This is a genomic window from Amycolatopsis sp. cmx-4-83 (assembly GCF_046548815.1).
GTDB lineage: Bacteria > Actinomycetota > Actinomycetes > Mycobacteriales > Pseudonocardiaceae > Amycolatopsis > Amycolatopsis pretoriensis_A.
Window position 1 is genome coordinate 29,439 of the sequence record NZ_JAEBEF010000020.1, and the last position, 23,927, is coordinate 53,365.

Annotated in this window: 18 protein-coding genes and 1 riboswitch; of the genes, 15 read left to right on the top strand and 3 right to left on the bottom strand. The window is 73.0% G+C overall.

The genetic code is table 11. The features are described from left to right. The first annotated feature begins 79 nt into the window (after window positions 1–79). The 6 genes from pgeF to ACLJQM_RS44070 all read left to right on the top strand — a co-directional run bounded on the left by pgeF (window position 80) and on the right by ACLJQM_RS44070 (window position 4,204). Window positions 80–784: a peptidoglycan editing factor PgeF gene (gene pgeF / locus ACLJQM_RS44045; protein ID WP_410636168.1), complete on the top strand. Its 705-nt coding sequence runs from the start codon at window positions 80–82 to the stop codon at window positions 782–784. Then, window positions 781–1,509, top strand: coding sequence for a YggS family pyridoxal phosphate-dependent enzyme (locus tag ACLJQM_RS44050; RefSeq protein ID WP_247024727.1), 729 nt, complete (start codon window positions 781–783; stop codon window positions 1,507–1,509). The genes pgeF and ACLJQM_RS44050 overlap by 4 nt, the downstream gene beginning before the upstream one ends. Before the next feature lie 97 nt (window positions 1,510–1,606). Then, window positions 1,607–2,206 (top strand): cell division protein SepF, encoded by a 600-nt coding sequence (locus tag ACLJQM_RS44055; RefSeq protein WP_360781109.1) that lies wholly within the window; start codon window positions 1,607–1,609, stop codon window positions 2,204–2,206. A 116-nt stretch (window positions 2,207–2,322) separates the two neighbouring features. Further along, window positions 2,323–2,598 (top strand): YggT family protein, encoded by a 276-nt coding sequence (locus tag ACLJQM_RS44060; protein ID WP_013224824.1) that lies wholly within the window; start codon window positions 2,323–2,325, stop codon window positions 2,596–2,598. Window positions 2,599–2,650: 52 nt separating this feature from the next. Beyond that, window positions 2,651–3,499, top strand: coding sequence for a DivIVA domain-containing protein (locus ACLJQM_RS44065; RefSeq protein WP_247024724.1), 849 nt, complete (start codon window positions 2,651–2,653; stop codon window positions 3,497–3,499). Between the two features lie 123 nt (window positions 3,500–3,622). After that, the gene (locus tag ACLJQM_RS44070; protein ID WP_410636169.1) at window positions 3,623–4,204 is read left to right on the top strand and encodes a hypothetical protein; all 582 of its coding nucleotides are present in this window, start codon (window positions 3,623–3,625) and stop codon (window positions 4,202–4,204) included. Between the two features lie 396 nt (window positions 4,205–4,600). On the opposite strand, the gene ACLJQM_RS44075 is transcribed toward ACLJQM_RS44070, so the two are convergent. After that, window positions 4,601–5,347, bottom strand: coding sequence for an ArsR/SmtB family transcription factor (locus ACLJQM_RS44075; RefSeq protein WP_410636170.1), 747 nt, complete (start codon window positions 5,345–5,347; stop codon window positions 4,601–4,603). 64 nt (window positions 5,348–5,411) lie between these two features. Here ACLJQM_RS44075 and ACLJQM_RS44080 point away from each other — a divergent pair, with 64 nt between their 5' ends. Further along, window positions 5,412–6,980, top strand: coding sequence for an MFS transporter (locus tag ACLJQM_RS44080; RefSeq protein ID WP_410636171.1), 1,569 nt, complete (start codon window positions 5,412–5,414; stop codon window positions 6,978–6,980). Between the two features lie 2,449 nt (window positions 6,981–9,429). Here ACLJQM_RS44080 and ACLJQM_RS44085 read toward each other — a convergent pair. After that, entirely contained in the window at window positions 9,430–11,199 is a 1,770-nt protein-coding gene (locus tag ACLJQM_RS44085; RefSeq protein WP_410636172.1) for an HSP90 family protein, read from the bottom strand. A gap of 368 nt (window positions 11,200–11,567) precedes the next feature. On the opposite strand from ACLJQM_RS44085, the gene ileS reads away from it, so the two are divergent. From ileS to ACLJQM_RS44125, 8 genes are all read left to right on the top strand, one after another. Further along, a complete protein-coding gene (gene ileS, locus ACLJQM_RS44090) occupies window positions 11,568–14,726 on the top strand; it encodes an isoleucine--tRNA ligase (RefSeq protein WP_360781126.1) in 3,159 nt (1,052 codons plus the stop codon). 79 nt (window positions 14,727–14,805) lie between these two features. Next, a complete protein-coding gene (locus tag ACLJQM_RS44095) occupies window positions 14,806–16,428 on the top strand; it encodes a penicillin-binding transpeptidase domain-containing protein (protein WP_410636173.1) in 1,623 nt (540 codons plus the stop codon). 142 nt (window positions 16,429–16,570) lie between these two features. Continuing rightward, window positions 16,571–17,254: an ArsR/SmtB family transcription factor gene (locus tag ACLJQM_RS44100; protein ID WP_410636174.1), complete on the top strand. Its 684-nt coding sequence runs from the start codon at window positions 16,571–16,573 to the stop codon at window positions 17,252–17,254. A 97-nt stretch (window positions 17,255–17,351) separates the two neighbouring features. Continuing rightward, complete coding sequence (locus ACLJQM_RS44105; protein WP_247024708.1) at window positions 17,352–18,830, top strand: potassium/proton antiporter; 1,479 nt, start codon at window positions 17,352–17,354, stop codon at window positions 18,828–18,830. Window positions 18,831–19,095: 265 nt separating this feature from the next. Beyond that, window positions 19,096–19,210, top strand: a riboswitch (SAM riboswitch). A gap of 38 nt (window positions 19,211–19,248) precedes the next feature. Next, window positions 19,249–20,649, top strand: a complete 1,401-nt coding sequence (locus tag ACLJQM_RS44110; RefSeq protein WP_410636175.1) for an aminotransferase class V-fold PLP-dependent enzyme — start codon at window positions 19,249–19,251, stop codon at window positions 20,647–20,649. A 264-nt stretch (window positions 20,650–20,913) separates the two neighbouring features. Continuing rightward, window positions 20,914–21,282 (top strand): hypothetical protein, encoded by a 369-nt coding sequence (locus ACLJQM_RS44115; RefSeq protein ID WP_410636176.1) that lies wholly within the window; start codon window positions 20,914–20,916, stop codon window positions 21,280–21,282. 23 nt (window positions 21,283–21,305) lie between these two features. Next, the gene (lspA, locus tag ACLJQM_RS44120; RefSeq protein ID WP_396126829.1) at window positions 21,306–21,956 is read left to right on the top strand and encodes a signal peptidase II; all 651 of its coding nucleotides are present in this window, start codon (window positions 21,306–21,308) and stop codon (window positions 21,954–21,956) included. Then, window positions 21,953–22,882: an RluA family pseudouridine synthase gene (locus tag ACLJQM_RS44125; RefSeq protein WP_247024703.1), complete on the top strand. Its 930-nt coding sequence runs from the start codon at window positions 21,953–21,955 to the stop codon at window positions 22,880–22,882. The genes lspA and ACLJQM_RS44125 overlap by 4 nt, the downstream gene beginning before the upstream one ends. Here the strand turns inward: ACLJQM_RS44125 and ACLJQM_RS44130 are convergent. Beyond that, complete coding sequence (locus tag ACLJQM_RS44130; RefSeq protein WP_410636177.1) at window positions 22,879–23,904, bottom strand: AsnC family transcriptional regulator; 1,026 nt, start codon at window positions 23,902–23,904, stop codon at window positions 22,879–22,881. The two genes, ACLJQM_RS44125 and ACLJQM_RS44130, sit on opposite strands and share 4 nt — an antisense overlap. Window positions 23,905–23,927 lie beyond the last annotated feature (23 nt).

Below are 23,927 nucleotides of genomic sequence, written 5' to 3' on the forward strand. Positions count from 1 at the left end.
AGCTGCTGTCCGTGAAGGCCACCTCGGGGAACTCGTAGTTCCTGGAGGTGGCCTTCGCGGCGTTTGGGAGGATGGGGACATGCGGGTACGGCGAGTGGTGACGACCAGGGCGGGCGGCGCGTCGCGGCCGCCGTACGACACTTTCAACCTGGGGGACCACGTCGGCGACGACGAGGGCGACGTCTACGCCAACCGCAAGCGCCTCGCGGCCGAGCTGGGCCTGGCCGAGGACAAGCTGGCCTGGATGGAGCAGGTCCACGGCCGCACGGCGACCACTGTGGACGGCTCCGAGACCAGCGCCGCCGAAGCGACCGACGCGCTGGTGACCGCGACCCCGGGCGTCGCGCTCGTGGTGCTGGTCGCGGACTGCGTGCCGATCCTGCTGGCCGACGCCGAGGCCGGCGTGGTCTCGGCGGTGCACGCGGGCCGCGTGGGCACGCGCGTCGGCGTCGTCCCGGCCGCCGTGGCCGCGATGCGCGAAGCGGGCGCCGAGCCGCACCGGATCGAAGCGCTGCTCGGCCCGGCCATCTGCGGCGACTGCTACGAGGTCCCCGCGGAAATGGCCGCCGACGTCGAGAAGCACGTCCCCGGCAGCGCCTGCAAGACCCGCAAGGGCACGCCCGGCCTCGACCTGCGCGCCGGTCTCTGGCGCCAGCTCGCCGACCTCGGCGTCGGCAAGATCGGCGTCGACCCGCGGTGCACGAACGAGGACAAGACGCTGTTCAGCTACCGCCGCGACGGGACGACCGGGCGGATCGCCGGCATCACCTGGGTCGAAGCGTGACCGACCGCAAGGCCGAGCTGGCCGGGAACCTCGCCGAGGTCGAAGCGCGGATCGCCGCCGCCTGCCGCGCCGCCGGGCGCGCCCGCGACGAGGTGAAGCTGATCGCCGTCACCAAGACCTTCCCGGCGTCGGACGCCGCGCTGCTCGCCGACCTCGGCGTCACCGACCTCGGCGAGAACCGCGACCAGGACGCCGGGCCGAAAACGCTCGAAGTCGCCGAGCTGCGGCCCGGGGCCCGCCTGCGCTGGCACATGGTCGGCCGGCTGCAGCGCAACAAGGCACGATCCGTGGTCGCCTGGGCGCACGAAGTGCAGTCCCTCGATTCGGCGCGGCTCGCCGACGCGCTCGCGAAGGCGGTGCGTGCGGCCCGGGACGCGCAGATACGTGACGAACCCCTCGACGTGCTGCTCCAGGCCAGCCTCGACGACGACCCCGCGCGCGGCGGCTGCCCCCTCGGCGAGCTCGGTGCGCTCGCCGAGCATGTCACCCACATGGATGAGCTGCGGCTTCGCGGGCTGATGGCCGTCGCGCCGCTCGGCGCCGACCCCGCCGCCGCCTTCGAACGCCTCGCTCGCGCGGGTGAGGCGCTCCGCAAAGATCACCCGAATGCCGCAACGGTGTCCGCCGGGATGAGCCATGATCTCGAACAGGCGATCACGCACGGCTCAACCTCTGTGCGTGTCGGAACCGCGTTGCTCGGTGGACGCGGTTTAGCCTCGCCGTAGGGAGCTCGCACGGCCGTCACGTTTAGTGGCCGTCCGCGCGGGGCATTGACGGCGTGGAGAATCGTTGGTGCGGGAGCGGCTAGGGCTAGGGAGAGGCATGAGCGCGCTGCAGAAGCTGAAGGCCTACTTCGGGATGGTGCCCGCTGACGACGATGGCTACGACGCCGAGGACGATTACCGGCGCGGTTACGACGACGAGTACGACTCCTACGAGGAGCCGGCTCCCCGGTCGTCCCGCTCACGGTACCGCGACGTCGACGACACGTACGACGAGCCCGTCAGCCGCAGCAGGTCACGCTCCGTGCCCAGCTCGGAGCCGGCCGTCCACGGCGCGCTCGCGATGGACCGGCAGCCGGAACCCGTGGCACGGCTCCGGCCGGTCACGGAGCCGGTCGTGCGCCAGCCGGTGCGTGACCCGTTGAGCCGGATCACGACACTGCACCCGACGAGCTACGCGGAGGCGCGGGCGATCGGGGAGCACTACCGCGAGGGCATCCCGGTGATCATGAACCTCACCGAGATGGAGAACGCGGACGCGAAGCGCCTCGTGGACTTCGCGGCCGGGCTGGCGTTCGCGCTCCGCGGGTCGATGGACAAGGTCACCAACAAGGTGTTCCTTCTCTCACCGCCCGATGTGGACGTGACCGCCGAAGACCGTCGGCGGATCGCCGAAGGGGGATTGTTTTTGCGGGGCTGAAGTCGCGCGGACCGCTGAGCGCAAGCAGACGTGATTTTGTCGACTCGATGCGGCGTCGACCCCCCTTGACTGCGTCTTATGGCCGGACGCCTGGTTAGAGTAGGCATGTGGAAGCTGTGTGGCTGGTCGTCTGGTACGTGCTGTTCGCCTTTTGGCTGCTGCTGACGGCGCGGATCGTGGTCGAACTCGTCCGGACGTTCGCGCGTGAGTGGCATCCGGCCGGAGGGGTTGCGGTGACGCTCGAGACCATCTACACAGTGACGGACCCGCCGGTCCGGTTGTTCAGAAGGATCATTCCGATGGTCCGGATCGGCGGCGTCGGACTGGACTTGTCGATTATGGTGCTGCTGTTGGTTGTGTTCTTCGCGATGCAACTGGCGACTCCAAGTTGATCGGGGAAACTTGGGTGGACCCTGCAGGCCATGGAGTGCGTGAGGTGATCTGATGTCGTTGACCCCCGCTGACGTGCATAACGTTGCGTTCAGCAAGCCGCCCATCGGCAAGAGGGGCTACAACGAGGACGAGGTGGACGCGTTCCTCGACCTGGTGGAGACCGAGCTGGCCCGCTTGATCGAAGACAACAACGAGCTGCGCCAGCAGATGGAACAGCTCGACTCCGAGCTCGAGTCGACTCGAAGCGAGCTCGACAGTGCCAAATCTGCACAGCCCCCGATGCGTGAAGAGCCGTCGCGCCGGCTGGCGCCGGTGCCGCCGCCGCAGTCCGCCATGGAGCAGACCCAGGCGCACTCGATGGTCGGCGACAGCACGGAGCCGAACGTGCAGGCGGCCAAGGTCCTGGGCCTCGCCCAGGAGATGGCCGACCGGCTGACCGCCGAGGCGAAGACCGAGTCCGACGGGATGCTGGCCGAGGCCCGCACCAAGTCCGAGCAGCTGCTCTCGGACGCTCGGGCGAAGTCCGACTCGATGGTCAACGAGGCGCGCACGCGCGTCGACACGATGCTGAACGACGCGCGGACCCGGGCCGAGACGCTGGAGCGCCAGGCGCGCGACAAGGCGACGACGCTCGAGCGCGAGTCGCAGCGCAAGTACACCGAGACGATGAACAGCCTCAACTCGGAGAAGAGCGGGCTGGGCAAGAAGATCGAAGAGCTGCGCACGATCGAGCGGGAGTACCGCACGAGGCTGCGCGGGTTCCTCGAGTCCCAGCTGCGCGAACTCGACGACCGCGGTTCCGCCGCGCCCGCGTCGGCTTCGTCGGGCTCCGGCCAGTCGTCCGGCTCGTCCAGCGGCGGCCAGGGCTACTCGTTCGGCCCTCGCGCCGAAGCCGGCTGATTTTCCTTCCGGGCCTACCCCGCCGGCACGAGCCGGCGGGGTAGGCCACGGTTCGGAGTCGATCCGGTACGGCACGTGGGTGGGTCGCAGGCCGATCTTGCCCGGTTCGTGCTCTAATGCAGCGTGCTTTACATCGTGCTGGTACTGGTACTGGCGGCTCTGGGGTTGCTCGTCACCGCGCTGATCACCGCTTCTTCGCTGTGGGCGTGGGTTTCCATCGACTTGTCGGTACTGGCGGGCCTGCTCCTGGTGGCCGACTGGCTGCGCCGCCGTCGCCGGGCTTCGGCCGCGTCGGCTCCGGAGCCTGCCGAGTCCGCGCCCGAAGCGGAACCCGAGCCGGCGCCGGAACCCGAGCCGGCCGAGGAGCAGACGACGCTGATCCCGAAGGCCGGCGAGCTGGGCGACCCGGCCGACACGCCCTCGCCGGAACCCGAACCGGAACCCGTCGCTGCGGAGGAACCCGCCGAGGACGAGGAAGCGGAACCGGACGAGGAGAAGACCCCGGCCGCCGACATCGCGCTCCTGGCGGACCTCGAGGACGAGGTCGTGGTCGTCGACGAGCACCCGCGCTACCACTTGAGGGCCTGCCCGTGGCTCGGCAGGCGCGAACTGATCCCGATCGGCATCGGCGAGGCCCGCCAGCTCGGCTTCACCCCGTGCGGCCGCTGCGCCCCGGACGCCACCTTGGTGGCTGCTCACCGTTAGGCCGCGAGGTTGGCCGGTCCCGTGGGACTGGGCCTGCATGCGCTGTGCGATCTTGGTGGCCGCTCACCGTTAGGCCGCGAGGTTGGGCGGTCTCGTGGGCCTGGGCCTGCATGCGCTGCGCGATCTTGGTGGCCGCTCACCGTTAGCCGCGAGGTTGGCCGGTCCTGTGGGACTGGGCCTGCATGCGCTGCGCGATCTTGGTGGCCGCCCACCGCTGAGCCGACAGGCCGGGCCGGCCCCGGATTGGTGGCCGCGCACCGTTAGGCCGCCAGTCGGGCCGTCCTGTGGGACTGGGCCTGCATGCGCCGCGCGATCTTGGTGGCCGCCCACCGCTAACCCGCCAGGCAGGGCCAGCCCCGGACCTGGCCCTGCTGCGCGACCCTGATGTTCCCACCGCTAAGCCGCCAGACCGGCCAGTCCCAAGTGGATCGCCAGCGCCCGCGCCCCTTCCGGTGTGAGCCGGATCGCTCTATGGGCTTCCGCACGCCGTCGGACCCAGCCCGCTTCCGTGAACCGCGTCGCCACCGCCGCGCCCAGGGCGCCTGCCAGGTGGTGGCGTTGCTCGCTCCAGTCCAGGCAGAACTTCAGCAGCGGCCGGCGTCCGGTCGAGGCCGCGGCCAGGTCGATGCCCAGCTCACCGAACACCGGCTCCGCCGCCGGGCCGAGGGAGTACGGGTGTTCGCGCAGCGGAGCCGAAATCCGGTCGCCCGCGCGCCGTCGCGTGTCCGGGGCTCCCGCCAACGCGCCCCGCGCCAGCAACGCCGACGTCACCGCGACCCCGAGCCGGCCGGCCAGGTGGTCGTAGCACGTCCGGGCCGTCCGCAACGCCTCCGCGCGCGTGCCCTCGCGCAACGACGTCACCGGCTGGGACGGCGAGAACCGCGCCAGCGTCTCCAGCAGCTCCGCCGGGTCCGGCCCGGCCAGCCGGTAGAACCGGTGGCGCCCCGACTTCTCCGCGACGACCAGGCCCGCCGCCCGCAGCTTCGCCAGGTGTGCGCTGACCCCCGGTGCGGACAGGCGCGCCTCGGCGGCCAGCACGGACGCCGCCAGCGCCCGGCCGTCGGCGAGCGCGAGCAGCACCCGGACCCGCGCCGGGTCCGCGAACAACGCGGCGGTGCGGGCGATGTCGGCGTCCCCTTCCACGGCTCCAGGATGCCCCCGGCACGCTTCCACCGCGACGGAAGCGTCCGCGCGGTGCACTGGAGGCATGCTCCTGTTCACCCTGTGCGCCGGGATGTTCCTGGTGCAGCTGGACGTCACGGTCGTCAACGTCGCCCTGCCCACCCTGGGCACCGGCCTGCACGCGGATCTCGCCGCGCAGCAGTGGGTGGTCGACGGCTACACCGTCGTCCTGGCCGCGTTCCTGCTCACCGGCGGTGCGCTCGGCGACGTCGTCGGCCACCGCCGGATCGTCCTGACCGGGTTCGGGCTGTTCGGCGTGGCGTCGGCGGCGTGCGGGCTCGCGGCCACGGCCCCGGAGCTCGTCGCCGCCCGCGCCGGCCAGGGGCTGGGCGCGGCGCTGCTGCTGCCCGGCACGCTCGCCGTCATCACCAACGCCCACCCGGGACGCGCCGAGCGGGCCCGCGCCCTCGGTGTCTGGGCCGGGGTGTCCGCGCTCGCGCTGGCGGCGGGCCCGGTGCTGGGCGGCGCGGTCGTGACGGCGGGGGGCTGGCGGCCGGTGTTCTGGCTCAACGTCCCGATCGTGGTCGCGGCGGCCTTCGCCACCTGGCGGCTCGTGCCGCGGGGAGAGCGGGCGCCCGGCCGGCTCGATCCGGCGGGTGCCGCCACCGCCGCGCCCGCTCTCGGCGCCGGGGTGTACGCGGTGATCGGCGGGAGTGCGGTGGCCGCGGTGGTGGCGGCCGTCGCGCTGGCGGCGTTCGTGGCCGTGGAGCGCCGGTCACCGGACCCGATGCTGCCCCTGGACGTCGTCAGGCGGACGCTGAGCGCCACCTTCGTGGCGGCGGCGATGAACTTCGTCGGGATCGGCGCGATCCTGGTGCTGACGCTGTACTTGCAGGGCGTGCGGCACGCGTCCCCGCTGACGACGGGGTTCGAGGTGCTGCCGTTGTTCGGCCCGCTGTCGGTACTGGCCCCGATCGCGGGCCGGCTGACCGCCCGGTTCGGGCCGCGGCTGCTGATGGTCGCCGGGCTCGCGCTGGGGGTGCTCGGGATGGCGAACCTGGTGCTGCTCGGGGAAAACAGCGGCTACCCGGCCCTCCTACCGACGCTGCTGGGCCTCGGCGCGGGCATGGGCCTGCTGACGACGGCGGTGGTGACGGCCGCGGTGTCCGGCCTCCCGCCCGGGCGGGCGGGGGTGGCCAGCGGGGTCAACAACACGGCCCGCCAGGCGGGCGGCGCCCTCGGGGTGGCGGTACTGGGCGCGGTGGTGGGGACGCCGGGGGAGGGGTTCCTCGACGGCCTGCACGTGGTCGGCGCGATCGCGGCGGCCCTGTGGCTGACGGCGATCGGCGTGACACTGGCGGGCGTGCGGAACCCTTCCCCCGCACCGGTTCAGCCCTCGAGTTCCGCCAGCAGCGCCTCGATGTCCGCGCGCTGCCCGGCCGCCTCTTCCGGCAGCCGCGACAACGCCGCGGTCAGCACCTCCCGGGCCTCCGCCACCTTCCCGAGGTCGCGCCACAACCGTCCACTGAGGACGTCCGCAGCCGCCGCCGGGCCCTCGGCTTCCATGGCCCGCAAGGCTTCCGCCGCCGCCGTGGCGCGGGGAAGCGCCTCCGCCGGACGCTCCAGGTTGGCCAGCAGCCGGGCGCCGTCGTAAGCCGCCAGTGCGCTTTCCCACTCGAACTGCGGTCCTTCGCCCGTCACCGCGTCGGCCACCGCCAGCGCTTCCTCCGCACTCGCGGGTTCGCCGGCCCACAGCCACGACAGCGCCGCGCGACGGCGGTTGCGCAGTTCCTCGGCCGGCAGCCCGGCCGTGTGGAAGTACGAAGCCGCGGTGGTGAAGTCGGCCGCCGCTTCGGCGTCGCGGTCCAGCCGGTCGAGGACCTCGGCGCGGGACTCCGTCGCCTGCCCCGCCGCGGCCTCGTTCCCCATCGCCGCAAAGTGCCCGGCGGACACGGCGAACAGCTCCGCCGCCTGGACCTCGCGGTCCAGCTCCTGGCACGCCTTCGCCAGCAGGTACCGGCCGCGCGCCAGCTCGTGGTCCGCGCCCGCCCGCTCCAGGACCGCTTCGGCGTCCTCGATCGCTTCGGCCGCCTCTTCCGGACGGCCGGCGTCCAGGGCCGCGGCCGCGAATTCGACGCGGGCCACCGCCGCGTCCACGTCGGCGCCGAGCGCGGTGAAGTCGCCGGCGGCGGCCCGGAAGCCGGCGGCGGCGTCCTCGGGGCGGCCGAGGTCGTTGGCCAGGTGCCCGCGCAGCTGGTGCAAGCGCGCCGACGCCGACCGGTCCGTGCCCGGGTCGATCGACGTCGTCTCGGCGAACGCCGTCTCCCGGTCGCCGAGGCCGGCCCGGAACTGGACGCCCAGCAGCCGCGAGTTCGCGGCCCGTTCGGGCGAACCCAGCTCCGTGTACCGCTCCGCCGCGTCCACGACCAGCTCGATCGCGCCCGGGAGGTCGCCCTGGTTCGCCAGCACCAGGGCCCGGCGCTGCAGCCACGCCGCGGCGAGCTCGGGGGTGGCGCGGACCGGTTCGGCGGCCCGGTCGAGGACGTCGGTGGTGGCGTCGAAGTCGTTCCGCGCGAAGTGGAGCACGGCCACCCGCAGCAGGGCGCGGGCGTGGTCGGCGGGCTCGCCGATGGCCGCGAGGCGCGCGGCGGACGCTTCGAGCTCCTCGCCCGCGCCCGGGCGGTCCCCGGCCAGCGCCGCGAACAGGATTTCCTTGCCCCGCGCGGCTTCCGCCCCGACGGCGTCGCCGGCTTCCTCGAACACCCCGGCCGCCCGCGCGAAGCCGCGGCTCGCGGCCTCGAGGTCGCCGGGCAGCTCGGCGTCCGCCGCCGCGGTCAGCCGCCGGGCCCGCAGCGTCCCCGACGGTTCCGGGCACACCTCGTCGAAGCGGGCCCAGACGTCGTCGGGCGAGCGGCCCAGCCGGGCCTCCTGCTCGCCGAGGTCGGCCAGCTCCGCCGGCGACTCCGGCCAGACCCGGGCGGGTGCGGGAACCGGCTCGGGTGCGGTGGTCCCGGACAGCGGCAGGTGCTCGACGAGCGGTTCGGCGGCGAGCACCGCGCGGACCCGCTCGCCCTGTTCGGCCGTGCCGTTGCGCGCGTCGAACCGCGCCGCGATTTCCAGCGCGCGCCCGGCCAGCTCGTCGCGCAGCTCGGCCACCGTGGTCGTGCCCCCGGCGCGGCGCACCGGCGCGTCGCCGTGGCCGCCCTCGGCCACCAACCGCAGGTTCAGCGCGGCCGCGGCGGCGAACTCCTGCTCCGCGTACGGCGTCGGCGGCGCCTCGAGCCAGCCGAGGTGCCGCTCGACGAGGTCGAGCCCGCGGGCGTGGTTCCCGGTCAGCGCGCAGAACGCGAGGTGCGTGGCGATCGACTGCAGCTGCGCCGGGTCGTGCCGCATCGCCCGGTACGCGCGGCGGTGCGCCTGCACGGCGTCGTCGTACCGGCCGATGTGGACGTAGGGGAGCAGCAGCTCGGTCAGGATGTGCTGCGGCTGCTCGACGCAGCTGAACTCCCCGCCCAGCACCGGCTCGGCCACCTGGGCGGCTTCGGCGTACCGGCCGAGCCAGTTCAGGTGCGCGACCTTGTCGCTCGGTTCGCAGCCGACGCAGTCGGACATCCGGCCGCGGGGCGCGGCCGACCACAGCCGGTACTGCTCGGCGGCCGTTTCGCGGTCGCCGATGTGCCGCGCGAGCACCGCGCGGTACTGGTGCACCGGGTTCATCGAGTACCCGGCCTGGCGGTACCGGCGTTCCATGTCGTCGAGCACGGCGCGGGTGCGGTCGAGCGGCACCTCCGGGAAGGTCGCCATCGACCCGGCCATGAACTTGAAGTACCAGTGCAGGTCGTGGGTCCAGCGCGAGTCGGCCTCGCCGCGGTCGTGCACCGCCAGGCACCACGCGAACGGCACGAACGCCTTCGCCGGCTCGCCGCCCTGCTGGTAGGCGCTGGTGATCAGGATCCGGGCGCCGAAGCGCAGCTCGGGCGAGCCGTGGGCGTCGGCTTCCCGGAGCCCGGCTTCGAGCGCGGCGATCTGGGCGCGCCCGCGCGGCAGCCGCTCGGCGGCCCACAACCGGTCCCAGACCTCCTGCTCGCCGGCGGTGGGGGTGGTCATCGGGTCTCCTCTTCGGGGACGGCCTGCTCCAGCAGGCCGAGGAACGAGCGGTTCAGCAGCGCGGCGTCGGCCGGCCGGATCGGGTGCCTGCCGAAGAGCAGGGCCTGCCCGTAGAGCGACTCGACGGCCAGCCCGCGCAGCGTGTCGTCCCGCAGCAGGCTGATCCGCCGCACCAGCGGGTTGCGGTGGTTGAGCACCAGCTGCGGGCGGTCGTCGGCCGGCTTCTCGAACGCCGAAAGCACCCCCGCCCACAGCTCGTCGACCTGCTCCTTGGTGGCCCGCAGCTCGCCGGCGAACGCGGCGGCCCGGTCCAGCAGGTAGAGCACCGGCAGGCTCGAGGGCTGGAACTCGCGCAGCACGACCTCGCAGCCCAGCCGGTCGAGGTGGCGCTGCGCGGCCGCGACGAACGGCCGGGTGGCCAGCGCCGTGGCGCTGTCGAGCTCGGCGAACGCCGTGGTGAGGTCGCTCGGGTCGAGCCGGGTCACCACCAGGTCCGGTTCGAGCGCCCGCAGCCGCTCGGCCAGCTCGCTGTCGTAGGTGTAGCCGCCGTTGATCACGGCGATGTCCTGCGCGGCCGCGACCCCGGCCAGCTGCTGGAACTCGTCGGTGGTGGCGCAGTAGCGCAGCAGCCCGTAGCGGCCGCGGAACTCGGCCATGGTCATCCGGCCGACGTTGGTCTCCAGCGGCCACCACTGCTCGACCAGCCGCAGCATCTCGTCGTCGTGCAGGGCGAGGGCCTTGACGCCGAGGTGGTGGATCCCGAGGAACCGGTTCAGCCGGTCGGGCGCGGTCCGCGCCAGCCCGGCGAGCCAGCCGCGCAGCCGGTCGCCGAGCGCCTCGCGCGCCGCCTCCAGCTGGCCGTCGTCGTAGAGCGCTTCCCGGCCCGCCGTCGGCCGCAGCTCGCCCGCGTCGACGACGCAGCGGGCGAAGAACGCCCAGTCCGGCAGCAGCCCGGGCGCGTTTTCCGCGAGCAGCATCCGCTTGAGGTAGACGCGGTGGCCACCGTGCTCGGCCGGGCTGGCCGGGAACGGCAGCACGTACGCCACGCCGGTCAGCCCGGCGGCGGGCACGTCCAGCTCGACGACGTCGAACGGCGTGAAGCCCAGGGTGTCCTGCGCGTAGCCGACCAGATCGGCCTGCCGCCGCCCGGGCGCGCGGTCGTCGTGGGCCCACGGCACGGGGGTGGTGACCGGACGGCCGTCGACGGTGATCCCGAACGGCAGCATCGAGCCGTAGAGCGTGGCCAGCTCGGTGACCGTGCCGGGGACGAACCACTCTTCGGCGCCGGGGCGCGCGGCGAGGGTGACCGTGGTGCCCGGGGCGTCCCGTTCGCCCGGTCCGATGGCGTACGTGCCGTCGGACCGGCCGGTCCACGTGACGGCCGGGCCGCCGCCGGCCGAGCGCGTCACGACGCGCACCTCGTCGGCGACGAGGAACGCCGACAGCAGCCCGATCCCGAACTGGCCGAGGAACTCGTGGCGCTGGAAGCCCAGTTCGTCCCTTTTGGAGCTGCGCCCGATCGTCGCGAGCAGTTCGTGCACCTGGGCTTCGGTCAGGCCGATCCCGGTGTCGGTCACGCGCAGGACGCCGTCGCCGGCCTCGACCGCGATCTCCGCGGGCGCACCGGGTTCCCGCGCCCGGCGCGCGGTCACCGCGTCGACGGCGTTCTGCAGCAGTTCCCGCACGTACACGCGCGGGCTCGAGTAGAGGTGGCGGCTGAGGAGGTCGACGACCCCGCGAAGATCCACCTGAAAAGTGCGGCTCACCGTGAAAAGTTCCCCCGTGGGTTCCGGCCGCGGACCCTTCGGCGGCACGCGGTCATGCTAACGGGGGATCGCCGCGGCGGTCGCGTTCGTTTCCGGTGCGCCCCTCGTGGCAACGGGTTGCGCGGGGCGGTTAACCTGGTACCAGCAAGGCGCCGATCCGGCCATCACCGGGGAGCCTCCGGAAGAACCGAGCTTCACCGCTCTCAGTAGAACCGGACGGGTGCGGCCCGTGACAGCCGTCGAACGAAGCGGCCCGCGAGAGCGGGCAAGCGGGGTGGTACCGCGGAACGCCGCAAGGCGTCTCGTCCCCGTGTGGGTGACCGGGAGCCGGTCGTCCGTACGAGAGCGACGAACCGAGGAGCACCCGGATGTACCCCCAGGCCCAGCTGAACGACGGTGCGGGCGTCCCGTCGCAGCCGTCCTTCCCCGAGCTGGAGAAGCAGGTCCTCGCCTACTGGGAGACGGACCGGACGTTCCAGGCGACCATCGACGCGCGCCCGGCCGGCGAGCGCGGCGACAACGAGTACGTCTTCTACGACGGCCCGCCCTTCGCCAACGGCCTGCCGCACTACGGCCACCTGCTCACCGGGTACGTCAAGGACCTGGTGCCGCGCTACCAGACGATGAAGGGCCGCAAGGTCGAGCGCCGCTTCGGCTGGGACACCCACGGCCTGCCCGCCGAACTCGAGGCCATGCGCCAGCTCGGCATCACCGAGAAGGCCCAGATCGACGAGATGGGCATCGCGAAGTTCAACGAGGTTTCGCGCGAGTCCGTCCTGCGCTACACGAACGAGTGGCGCGACTACGTCACCCGCCAGGCCCGCTGGGTCGACTTCGACAACGACTACAAGACCCTCGACGTCAGCTACATGGAGTCGGTGCTGTGGGCGTTCAAACGCCTGTGGGACAAGGGACTCGTGTACGAGGGCTACCGCGTCCTGCCGTACTGCTGGCGCGACGAGACGCCGCTGTCCAACCACGAGCTGCGGATGGACGACGACGTCTACGCCACCCGCCAGGACCCGGCCGTCACCGTCGGCTTCCGGCTGCAGGACAACGGCACCGAGCTCGACGGCACCTACCTGCTGATCTGGACGACGACGCCGTGGACGCTGCCGTCCAACCTCGCGACGGCGGTGCACCCGGACGTCGACTACGTCGTCGTCGAGAGCGACGGCAAGCGGTTCCTGCTCGCCGAAGCACGCGTCGCCGCGTACGCGCGGGAACTCGGCGAAGAGCCGCCGGTCGTCGCGCGCTACACCGGCGAGCAGCTGCTCGGCACCCGCTACGCGCCGCCGTTCCCGTACTTCACCGGCACCGAGAACGCGCACCGGGTCCTCCCCGCGGACTACGTCACGACCGAAGACGGCACCGGGATCGTGCACATCGCGCCCGCCTACGGTGAAGAGGACAAGGTCGTCACCGACGCCGCCGGCATCACCCCGGTGACGCCGGTCGACGCGCAGGGCAAGTTCGACGCGACCGTGCCGGACTACGCCGGCCAGCAGGTGTTCGACGCCAACCCGAACATCATCCGCGACCTGAAGAACGGCACGGGTTCCGCGGCCGAGCAGGGCGCGCTGCTGCTGCGCCACGAGACCTACGACCACCCGTACCCGCACTGCTGGCGCTGCCGCAACCCGCTGATCTACCGCGCGGTCTCGTCGTGGTTCGTCGCGGTGACGCAGTTCAAGGACCGGATGATCGAGCTGAACCAGCAGATCACCTGGTACCCGGAGAACGTCAAGGACGGCCAGTTCGGCAAGTGGCTGGAGAACGCGCGCGACTGGTCGGTCTCGCGCAACCGCTACTGGGGCACGCCGATCCCGGTGTGGCAGTCCGACGACCCGGCGTACCCGCGCACCGACGTCTACGGCTCGCTCGACGAGCTGGAGGCGGACTTCGGCGTGCGGCTGGACAACCTGCACCGGCCCTACATCGACGAGCTGACCCGGCCGAACCCGGACGACCCGACCGGCAAGTCGACCATGCGCCGCGTCGAGGACGTCCTGGACGTCTGGTTCGACTCCGGCTCGATGCCGTACGCCCAGGTGCACTACCCGTTCGAGAACGCCGAGTGGTTCGAGCACCACTACCCGAGCGACTTCATCGTCGAGTACATCGGGCAGACCCGCGGCTGGTTCTACCTGCTGCACGTGCTCGCGACGGCGCTGTTCGACCGGCCGGCGTTCCGCGCCTGCGTCTCGCACGGCATCGTGCTGGGGTCCGACGGCGCGAAGATGTCGAAGTCGCTGCGCAACTACCCGGACGTCAACGAGGTCTTCGAGCGCGACGGCTCCGACGCCATGCGCTGGTACCTGATGGCGAGCCCGATCCTGCGCGGCGGCAACCTGATCGTCACCGACAAGGGCATCCGCGACGCCGTCCGCCAGGCCGTGCTGCCGCTGTGGAACTCGTACTACTTCCTCGCGCTGTACGCGAACGCCGAGGGCGTGGCAGGCAAGTGGCGCACGGATTCGCCGAACGTGCTCGACCGGTACGTCCTGGCGAAGACGCACGAGCTGGTCACCGACGTCGAGTTCGCGATGGACAGCTACGACGTCGCGGGCGCGTGCCAGACCGTGCGGGACTTCCTGGAGGTGCTGACCAACTGGTACGTGCGCCGCTCGCGGGACCGCTTCTGGGCCGGCGACCAGGACGCGATCGACACGCTGCACACCGTGCTCGAGGTGACTTCGCGGGTCACGGCGCCGCTGCTGCCGCTGACCACCGAGGTCGTCTGGCGCGGCCTGACCGGTGGCCGCTCGGTGCACCTGACCGACTGGCCGAACGCGCTCGACCTGCCCGCCGACGCGGCGCTCGTCACCGCGATGGACCGGGTGCGGCAGGTGGCGTCGTCGGCGCTGTCGCTGCGCAAGGCGAACAAGCTGCGCGTGCGGCTGCCGCTGTCGTCGCTGGTCGTGGCGGCCGAGGACGCCGAGTCTCTGACGGCCTTCGCGGACATCCTGCGCGACGAGGTGAACGTCAAGGCGGTCGAGCTGACCACTGACGTCGCCGCGCACGGCGGGTTCGAGGTCGCGGTCAACGCCCGCGCCGCCGGCCCGCGGCTGGGCAAGGACGTCCAGACGGTGATCAAGGCCGTCAAGGCGGGCGACTGGTCGCTGCAGGGCGACACCGTCGTCGCGGCCGGGATCGCGCTGCAGGAGGGCGAGTTCGAGCGCCGGCTGGTCGCCAAGAGCGGCGGCGCGGCGGCCGAGCTGCCCGGCGGGTCCGGGCTGGTCCTGATCGACACCGAGGTCACGCCGGAGCTGGCGGCCGAAGGTGTGGCCCGCGACCTGGTCCGGGTCGTGCAGCAGGCCCGCCGCGACGCCGGGCTCGACGTCGCGGACCGGATCGCGCTGACCGTCGACGCCCCGGCCGACGTCGTCGAGGCCGCCCGGGCGTACGAGGAGTTCCTGGCCGCGGAGGTGCTGGCGACGTCGGTGGCCTACGAGCCGGTGGGCGAGGGCTTCGCCGGCACGGTCGGCGACGGCACGAAGGTGACCGCCGGGGTCGCAAAAGCCTGACGCCGATCGTGAGTGGCAAGTAAGGTGCTGACCCGACTTGCCACTCACGGTCGTGGCGGGCACGGGGGAGGGAACCGGGATGAGTCCTGGCAAGAGACGCGGGATCCTGATCGGCGGCGCGCTGCTGGTCGTCGCGGTCGTGGTGGCGGCGTTCTTCGTGCTCAACGGCGGGGACACGGCGCCGACGGCGGAAGCCGGGGCGACTTCGGTCGACAACCCGGGCGCGCTCGACCCGCACTCGGCCATCACCGAGTACCTGCAGGACCTGACCGAGAACAACCCCGACGCGGCCGCCCGGCTGACCGACGACAACGCGGCGGCCGCGGTGGCGCTGCGGGACGCCCGGAACACGCTGAACCCGACGTCGGTCGGGGCCAAGCTGACCCTGCTGCAGCCGACGCCGGCCGGCGCGAAGACGACCGGGGGCACGTTCACCTTCTCGTGGTCGCTGAAGGGCGGCCTGTGGAGCTACGACGTGCAGTTCCAGCTCGGGCTGGCCGGCGGCAAGTGGCTCGTGCACTGGGCGCCGTCGCTGCTGCACCCGAAGCTGGAGGCGGGCCAGCGGCTGGTGGTGGGCACCGTCGCGACGGACACCACCGCGGTCGCCGACCGCGACGGCAAGCCGCTGCTCATCGCCGGGTCGGGCGGCCTGCGCCCGGTCGAGGGCAACCCGGCGCCGCTGCTGCGGTCGGCGCTCGCCGGCCAGGTCACGGCCGCTTCGGGCAGCGGGTTCGCCGTCCAGCGCGTCGACGTCGGAGGCAAGAGCCTGGAGACGCTGTTCGGGAAGCCGGCCGACGCCGGGTCCAAGCCCCTGACGTCGAGCTTGAGCCTGGCCGCGCAGAACTCCGCGCAGGCCGCGGTCGACGGCTACCCGGGATCGGCCATGCTGGTCGCGCTCGACACCGGCTCGGGCGACCTCCTCGCCGTCGCCCAGAACGCGGCGGCCGGGAACTCCCCGAAGGCGCTCAGCGGGCTGTACGAACCCGGTTCGTCGTTCAAGATCGCGACGTCCGTGGCGGCGGTCCAGCAGAGCGGGCTCACCGCGGGCTCGCCGGTGGACTGCCCCGGCGTCGCCACGATCGGCACGCGCACGGTGCGCAACGAGGACTTCGAGCTGGGCGCGACGAACCTGCAGACGGCGTTCGCGCGGTCCTGCAACACGACGTTCGGGCAGCTCGCGCTGGCGCTCCCGGCGGACGGGCTGAAGAAGGCGGCCGACGAGCTGGGCCTCAACGCCGACTACGAGATCCCCGGCATCAAGACGGAGCTGGGCAAGGTCGAGCCGGCGGCGAGCAAGGACGAGCAGGTCGAGGACGGTTTCGGCCAGGGCCGCATCCAGGCCAGCGCCCTCGGCGGCGCGGTGATGGCCGCGACGGTGGCGGCGGGCAAGGCGATCACGCCGAGGCTGTGGCACGACCTCCCGACCACGGTGGTCAAGGGCTACTCGGCCCCGCCCGCAGCGGTGCTCGGCGAGGTCCGCAAGCTGATGCGCGCGGTGGTGACCAGCGGAACGGGCCGAGCCGCGGCGGGCGCGGGAACGGTGTTCGGCAAGACGGGCACGGCCCAGTTCGGCGACGGTTCCGACGCGACCGGCTGGTTCGTCGGGTACCGGGGGACCGTGGCGTTCGCGGTGGTGCTGGAGAACTCGAACGACTCAGGCCCGGCGGTCACCCTGGCGGCGAAGTTCCTGAAAGCGCTCTGACCGCCCAAGCCGCACTTTCACGTGAAAGTGCGGCTCCCAGGTGGGCACTTTCACGTGAAAGTGCCGGGTCCTTGGACGGAACTTTCCCTATGAAAGTGACGCTTCGGCGGGGGCCGAAGGGTGGAGCTCGTAGCGTGGGGGCATGGAGACGATCGCCCTCGCCGAGGTCGCCGCGGTGCTCGCCGACCCGAGCCGGGCCACCATGTGCCTCGTCCTGCTCGACGGGCGGGCCTGGACCGTCGGCGAGCTCGCGAAAGCGGCCGGGATCGCGCTCTCCACCGCCAGTGAGCACGTCACGCGGCTGTCCGACGCCGGCTTCGTCGCCCGCGTCAAGCAGGGCCGCGCCAGCTACGTGCGGATCGCCGACCCGCGCGTGGCCGAGCTGATCGAGCACCTGGCCCAGCACGCCGCACACCGCCCGGTCACCGGGCTGAAGGCGTCGCTGCGGGTGAAGCGGCTCGGCTTCGCGCGCACCTGCTACGACCACCTCGCCGGCGTGCTCGGGGTCGCCCTCCGCGACGGCATGCTCGCGACCGGGCTGGTCGACACCGCCGACGGCCTGACGCTGACCGGGCACGGCCGCGAGGTCCTGGACGGTCTCGGCGTGCCGGTCGCCGCCGGGCGGCGGGCGCTGCTGCGCGACTGTCTGGATTGGACGGAGCGCCGCGACCACCTCGCCGGCGCGCTCCCGGCGGCGTTGCTGGACCGGGCCGTCGACGCCGGCTGGGTCGTCCGCGACGGGCACCGCGCTGTGAAGGTCCTCCCGGCGGCGCGGCGGCCGTTCGCGGCGCTCGGGGTCGAGCTCGACGCGCTCGGCTGTCCTTAACACACCGGGTGTCCGACTCGCGGCAGCGGTACACGAACGTGTTAACCCGCCCGCCTCACTATTCTGAGGGCCCCACGGCACTCGGGAGGGAGGCGGCATGGACCAGCTTCCCGTGCTGCTCGGCGTCGGCGGCGTCGTGCTGCTCGCCTCCGTGCTCGCCGTGCGGGTCTCGATCCGGCTCGGCCTGCCCTCGCTGCTGCTCTACCTCGCGATGGGCGTGCTGCTGGGCGAAGCCGGCTTCGGCATCCGCTTCGACAACCCCGAGCTGACCCAGTCGCTCGGCCTCGCCGCGCTCGTCATGATCCTCGCCGAAGGCGGGCTGACCACGCGGTGGTCGGCCGTCAAACCCGCGCTGGGCATCGGTATCGCACTGTCCACAGTGTCCGTCGTGGTCAGCGTCGCGGTCACCGGCGCGGCTCTGCACTGGCTGCTGGGCCTCGACTGGCGGATCGCGCTGCTGTGGGGCGCGGTGCTCGCCTCGACCGACGCGGCGGCGGTGTTCTCGGTGCTCCGCTCGGCCGGGATCGGCAAACGGCTCACCGGCGCGCTCGAACTGGAGTCCGGCATCAACGACGCGCCGGCCTACATCGCCGTCGTCGTGCTGGCCGAAGGCACCACTGTGGACTGGTCGCTGCCGCTGCTCGTGGTCTACGAGCTCGCGGCGGGCCTGGCCATCGGGCTCGCGTTCGGCTGGCTCGGTGGGATCGCGCTGCGCCGCGCCGCGCTGCCGGCGACCGGCCTGTACCCGCTGGCCACGGTCGCGGTGTGCGTCGTGGCGTATTCGTCCGGGCAGCTGCTGCACGCGTCCGGGCTGCTCGCCACCTACGTCGCCGCGCTGGTGCTCGGCAATTCGCGGCTCCCGCACCGCTCCGACACGCTCTCGTTCGCCGAGGGGCTGGGCTGGCTGGCCCAGATCGGGTTGTTCGTGCTGCTCGGCCTGTTCGCCTCGCCGGGCCGGCTGCTCGACGCGATCGTGCCCGGCCTGGTCGCGGGCGCCGTCGTGCTGCTGCTGGCGCGGCCGATCTCGGTCGTGCTGGCGATGCTGCCGTTCCGGCTGCCGTGGCGGGAACAGGCGTTCCTGTCGTGGGCCGGACTGCGCGGCGCGGTGCCGATCGTGCTCGCCATGATCCCGCTGTCGCACGGGGTGCCCGGCGCGCAACGGCTGGTCGACGCGGTGTTCGTGCTGGTCATCGTGCTGACGCTGCTGCAGGGCGCGACGCTCGGCCCGCTCGGGCGCTGGCTCGGGCTGGCGAAGAAGTCCGAGGCGCACGAGATCGAGGTCGACTCGGCCCCGCTGGACGAGCTCGGCGCCGAACTGCTGCAGGTGCGCATCCAGCCCGGGTCCAAGCTGCACGGCGTGTACCTCTCCGAGCTGCGGCTCCCCGTCGGCGCGACGGTCAGCCTGGTCGTCCGCGGCGAAGCGGGCTTCACCCCGCAGAAGACCAGCCGGCTGCAGGAGCACGACCAGCTGCTGGTGGTCACGACGTCGGCGGTGCGCGACGCCGTCGAGCTCCGCCTGCGCGCCGTCGACCGGGCCGGGCGCCTGGCCCGCTGGAAGGGCGAGTCGGGTCGCTGACGCGGCCGGCTCTCGTTCTCATGGGTGGCTACCCACGCCGCTCGCCGCCACCGGCCACCTGCAGCACCGCGCCGGCGGCCACTGGGTGACCCTCGACCACGCCGAGCAGTACGAAGGCACCGCGACGCACCTCGCCGACGACGCCGTGATCCCGCTGCCCGGCCGGTTCCGCGCGAAGCTCTGACCAGGGCGCGCTGTGAACGGCGTCTCAGAATGTGAGGAGGGGGTTGGCCACCCGGCGCGTTCTCGGTTACCTTCTGTGCCAGGTCATGAGTGCCAGCGCGAAGCCCCGGCTTGCTGGCCGGCAACCCTCCTACCGCGGTGGGGTGCCCCGGGTGAAGACCGGGCCGGTCGCGTCCCGCGACGGGCAAGCGCGGGCCCCTCGCCGGGGTCCCCCGGACCGCCAGGAGGCACCCCGATGACTCTCGCCATCGACCGCACCAGCGCCACGACTTCCGGAACCCCGCACGCCGCCGAACCGGGTCTCGCCACCGCCCCGGCCGCCCGTGGCACCGAAACCCTTGCCCCGCAGGGCATCCCCACTGTCGCCGGCGCGTCGCTGCGCGTCCCGCTCGTCACCGGCGAAACCATCGGGTACGCCAACCTCGACCACGCGGCGAGCGCCCCCTGCCTCGACGCCGTCCGCGCCAAGGTCGACGAGTTCCTGCCCTGGTACGCCAGCGTCCACCGCGGCGCCGGCTTCGCCTCGCAGGTCTCCACCAAGCTCTACGAGCGCACCCGCGACGTCCTGCGCCGGTTCGTCGGCGCCCGCCGGACCGACACCGTCGTCTTCACCCGCAACACCACCGACTCCTTCAACCTGCTCGCCCGCAGCCTGCCGCGGCACACCACCGTCGTCGTCTTCGACACCGAGCACCACGCCGCGCTGCTGCCGTGGCAGGGCCCGAACGTCCGGCGGATCCCGGCCCCGCGCACCCGCCTCGCGGCAGTGTCCGCTGTGGACGAAGCACTCGCGGGTTCCCCGCAGGGGCCCCGGCTCGTGGTCGTCACCGGCGCGTCCAACGTGACCGGTGAGCTGCTCCCGGTGGCCGAAATCGCCGCCGTGGCGCGGAAGCACGGCGCCCGCATCGCCCTCGACGCCGCGCAGCTCGCGCCGCACCGCCGGATCTCGATCCGGGACCTGGACGTCGACTACGTCGCCGTTTCCGGCCACAAGCTGTACGCCCCCTTCGGCGCCGGCGCGCTGATCGGCCGCGCGGACTGGCTGCGCGCCGCGCGCCCGTACCTCGCCGGCGGCGGCGCGACGAAGCTCGTCACCGAAGACGCCGTCGTCTGGAACGACGGCCCCGAGCGCCACGAAGCCGGTTCGCCCAACACCGTCGGCGTGTACGCGCTGGGCGTCGCGTGCGAGACCCTCTCCCGCGACTGGGACGCCGTCGTCGCGCACGAGCAGGCGCTGCTCACCCGGCTGCGCAAGGGACTCGAGAGCATCCCGGGCTGCGCCGAACTGCGCCTGTTCGACGCGCCGGTCGACCGCGTCGGCACGGTCAGCTTCACCGTCGCGGGGTTCGACCCGGGCTGGCTCGCGGCGGTCCTGTCCGCGGAGTACGGCATCGGCGTGCGCGACGGCGCCTTCTGCGCCCACATCGCGGCCAAGCGCCTGATCGCCGTCGCCGGTGGCGAGGGGCAGCAGGCGATCCGCGTCAGCCTCGGCCTGGGCAGCACCGAAGAGCACGTCGACCGCGTGCTGCTGGCGCTGCGCCGGATCGTCGCGCGCGGAGCGGACTGGGAGTACGCGAAGGTGGACGGCCGCTGGGCGCCGGTCGGCGACCCGCGGGAGCTCCCGCCGTTCTGCTGAGCGTTAGCCTGGCCCGATGGGGAGAGGACCGCGTTTCTGGTTTCCGCTGGCGTTGCTGGGTTTCGCGCTGATCGGCGCGGCGGTGGTGCGGCTGCTGTCGCGCCGGAGCCCGGCCGAGGGCGACGCCGTGAACCTCGTTTCCGGACCGCTGGAGCAGCAGCACCTCGGCACCGGCGGCGTCGGCGGCACGGGCTACCCGGCGACGCAGTTCTTCACCCAGGACACCTACTACGCCGCGGGGGCGGAGCTGCCCGCCGGGCCGGTGTGGCTGGTCGCGCTGCTCGTGGTGGTGGCCGGCACGGCCGTCTGGTACGCCCTCGCGCTGCGCCCGGCCGCACCGGGTGGTTCGTCCTCGGCACGCTCGGCGCGCTGCTCGCCGTCCCGCTGCTCGACCTGGTGGGGTCCTGGCAGTTCCGGCTCGGGGACGGGCTGCGCGGCCCGCTGCTGGCCACCCTCGGCCTGCTGGTGCTCGCGGCGTACGAACGCAGCGTGTTCCTCCTGGTCACCGCGGCCCTGTTCGCGCTCGTGGCCGTCGTGCTCTCGGCGGACCTCGTGGGCGTGCTGCTGGCGGCGCTCGTCCTGCTCGCCGCCGCCTTCGCCGCCCTGCTCCGGCACCGCCGCGACACCGCTTGACCAGCGCCGTGGACAATGGACCGGTGAGCACCGAGCCCAGCCGTTCCGAACCCGACACCGCCGCGCCCGAAGAGGCGGTGCCCGACCCGGCTGCCGACGCCCCGGAGAACCCCGAGGTCCCGGCGAAGCCGTTGCTGCCGAAGCGGCGGGTCGGCTGGGTGTTCGCGATCGCCGTCGTGTTCTGGGCGATCGACCTGGTGACGAAGAACCTGGTCACCGCCAACCTGGAGGGCAAGGAGCCGGTCAAGATCCTCGGCGGGCTCATCTACCTGCAGGTGATCCGCAACCCCGGCGCCGCGTTCTCGATGGCCACCGGCATGACGTGGGTGCTGGCGCTGGTCGCGCTCGCCGTCGTCATCGCGATCATCTGGCTGTCGCGGCGGCTGCGCTCGATCGGCTGGGCGATCGGCCTGGGCCTGGTGCTCGCCGGGGCCACCGGCAACCTGACCGACCGCATCTTCCGCGCGCCCGGCGGGCTGCAGGGCCACGTCGTCGACTTCATCTCGGCGTTCGCGCCCAACGGCAAGGGCTTCGCGATCTTCAACATCGCCGACTCGGCGATCTGTGTCGGCGGCGCGCTGATCGTGCTGCTGTCCCTGCTGGGCAAGGACTACGACGGCACGTCGACCAAGGACAAGAAGAAGATCGAAAAGACGCAGGAGGAGCAGGCGTGAGCTCGCGGATGCTCCCGGTGCCCGACGGGCTCGACGGGATGCGGGTCGACGCCGGCCTCGCCAAGCTGCTGGGCCTGTCCCGCACGGTCGTCGCCGAACTGGCCGAGTCCGGGGACGTGCTGCTCGACGGCCGTCCCGCCGGCAAGTCCGACCGGCTCTCCGGCGGCGGCCTGCTGGAGATCACCCTGCCGGAGCCGGCCAACCCCGTCGAGATCGTCGCGGAGCCGGTCGAGGGCATGAAGATCCTCCACGACGACGACGACATCGTGGTGATCTCGAAGCCGGTCGGCGTCGCCGTGCACCCGAGCCCGGGCTGGACCGGCCCGACGGTGGTCGGCGGCCTCGCCGCGGCCGGCCTGCGCATCGCGACGTCGGGCGCGGCCGAGCGCCAGGGCGTCGTGCACCGGCTCGACGCGGGCACGACCGGCGTGATGGTGGTGGCCAAGAGCGAGCACGCGTACACGGTGCTGAAGCGCGCGTTCAAGGAGCGCACGGTCGACAAGGGCTACCACGCGATCGTCCAGGGCCACCCGGACCCGACGCGCGGCACGATCGACGCCCCGATCGACCGCCACCCCCGCCACGACTACAAGTTCGCCGTGGTCCAGGGCGGCCGCCCGAGCGTGACGCACTACGAGGTGGTCGAGGCCTTCCGGGCCGCGTCGCTGACGCACATCAAGCTCGAAACCGGGCGCACGCACCAGATCCGCGTCCACTTCTCGGCGCTCCGGCACCCCTGCGTCGGCGACCTGACCTACGGCGCGGACCCGGTGCTGGCCCGCCACCTCGGCCTGAGCCGCCAGTGGCTGCACGCGAAGACCCTGGCCTTCGCCCACCCGGCGGACGGCCGGTGGGTGGAGTTCGAGTCCGAGTACCCGGACGACCTGGCGAAAGCGCTGGAGACCCTGCGGGACGAGAGCTACTAGTCCTCGATCGCCCAGGTCAGCGTGCGCTCGTCCGGCTCCGGCCGGGGGCTCCACCGGACCGACACCACGCGCGTCGCGTCCGGTAGGACGTACACCGTGTGCCCGCCGAGGGTCTCGCCCGGTTTGACGCCGATCTTGTGCGGGGGCCGCGAGGTCAGCGAGACCGGCGCCTTGCCGATCGCCGTGCCGTCGGCGGCGATCAGCTCGAGGTAGTTGTCGGGCAGCGACGCGAACGGGATCGCCCCGCGGTTGGTGATCTCGGTGTGCACGACCACCGCGCGCTCGCCGTCCTCCAGGCGGTAGCCGGCCGCGCTGAACAGGTAGTCCGCCGGGTCCTGGACCTCCAGGAGCTGCACCGACAGCTGCTCGCCCTCCAGGCCCTGGGTCTCCATGACCTCGCCGAGCCGGCCGCGCTTGCCCGTGCCGGCCGGTTTGACCGGCTCGTCGCCGCGGGCCCAGGACGCCGTCTGCGGCAGTCCCCAGGTGCTCACGGCGGGGTCCACCGGCGGCGGCGTGAACGAGCGCGGTGGCTGCGGCGGGCGCGGCGGCGGGCCCGGGTACCGCCCGGACGGCGTGCCCTGCACGTTGTACGGCCCCGACGGCGCACCTTGCACGTTGTAGGGACCCGACGGCGCACCCTGCACGTTGTACGGGCCGGAGGGCACACCCTGGACGTTGTACGGCCCCGACGGCGCGCCTTGGACGTTGTACGGCCCCGGCGGACCGCCCTGGACCGGCGGCGGCTGCTGCGGTACCGGCTGCGACGGCGGCGCCGGGTACTGCTGCTGCGGCGGCCGGTTCGCCCACGATGGCGGGGCGCCGGCGATGGCCGCCCGCAGCCCCTGCGGGTCGCTTTCCACGCCGACGAGCAGCGGGAGCCCGCTGCCGGACAGCGCCACCAGCCGGTAGGCCACCTCGCGGGGATCCATGCCGACCTTGGCCGCGAGCTCGTGCACCGCGGTCTTGCCGAGTTCGGCGAGCGCGGCGAGCAGGCGGGCATCCACGGGATCGGTCACGGCCACTCCCGGAACGCTACCGCTTCGCC

What these genes read in the sequence shown, in the direction of transcription:
- ACLJQM_RS44095 (WP_410636173.1), top strand. Translation starts at nt 14,806, where the DNA reads ATGAGTCCTGGCAAGAGACGCGGGATCCTGATCGGCGGCGCGCTGCTG.
- ACLJQM_RS44065 (WP_247024724.1), top strand. Translation starts at nt 2,651, where the DNA reads ATGTCGTTGACCCCCGCTGACGTGCATAACGTTGCGTTCAGCAAGCCG.
- ACLJQM_RS44105 (WP_247024708.1), top strand. Translation starts at nt 17,352, where the DNA reads ATGGACCAGCTTCCCGTGCTGCTCGGCGTCGGCGGCGTCGTGCTGCTC.
- ACLJQM_RS44055 (WP_360781109.1), top strand. Translation starts at nt 1,607, where the DNA reads ATGAGCGCGCTGCAGAAGCTGAAGGCCTACTTCGGGATGGTGCCCGCT.
- ACLJQM_RS44110 (WP_410636175.1), top strand. Translation starts at nt 19,249, where the DNA reads ATGACTCTCGCCATCGACCGCACCAGCGCCACGACTTCCGGAACCCCG.
- ACLJQM_RS44100 (WP_410636174.1), top strand. Translation starts at nt 16,571, where the DNA reads ATGGAGACGATCGCCCTCGCCGAGGTCGCCGCGGTGCTCGCCGACCCG.
- ACLJQM_RS44080 (WP_410636171.1), top strand. Translation starts at nt 5,412, where the DNA reads ATGCTCCTGTTCACCCTGTGCGCCGGGATGTTCCTGGTGCAGCTGGAC.
- pgeF (WP_410636168.1), top strand. Translation starts at nt 80, where the DNA reads ATGCGGGTACGGCGAGTGGTGACGACCAGGGCGGGCGGCGCGTCGCGG.
- ileS (WP_360781126.1), top strand. Translation starts at nt 11,568, where the DNA reads ATGTACCCCCAGGCCCAGCTGAACGACGGTGCGGGCGTCCCGTCGCAG.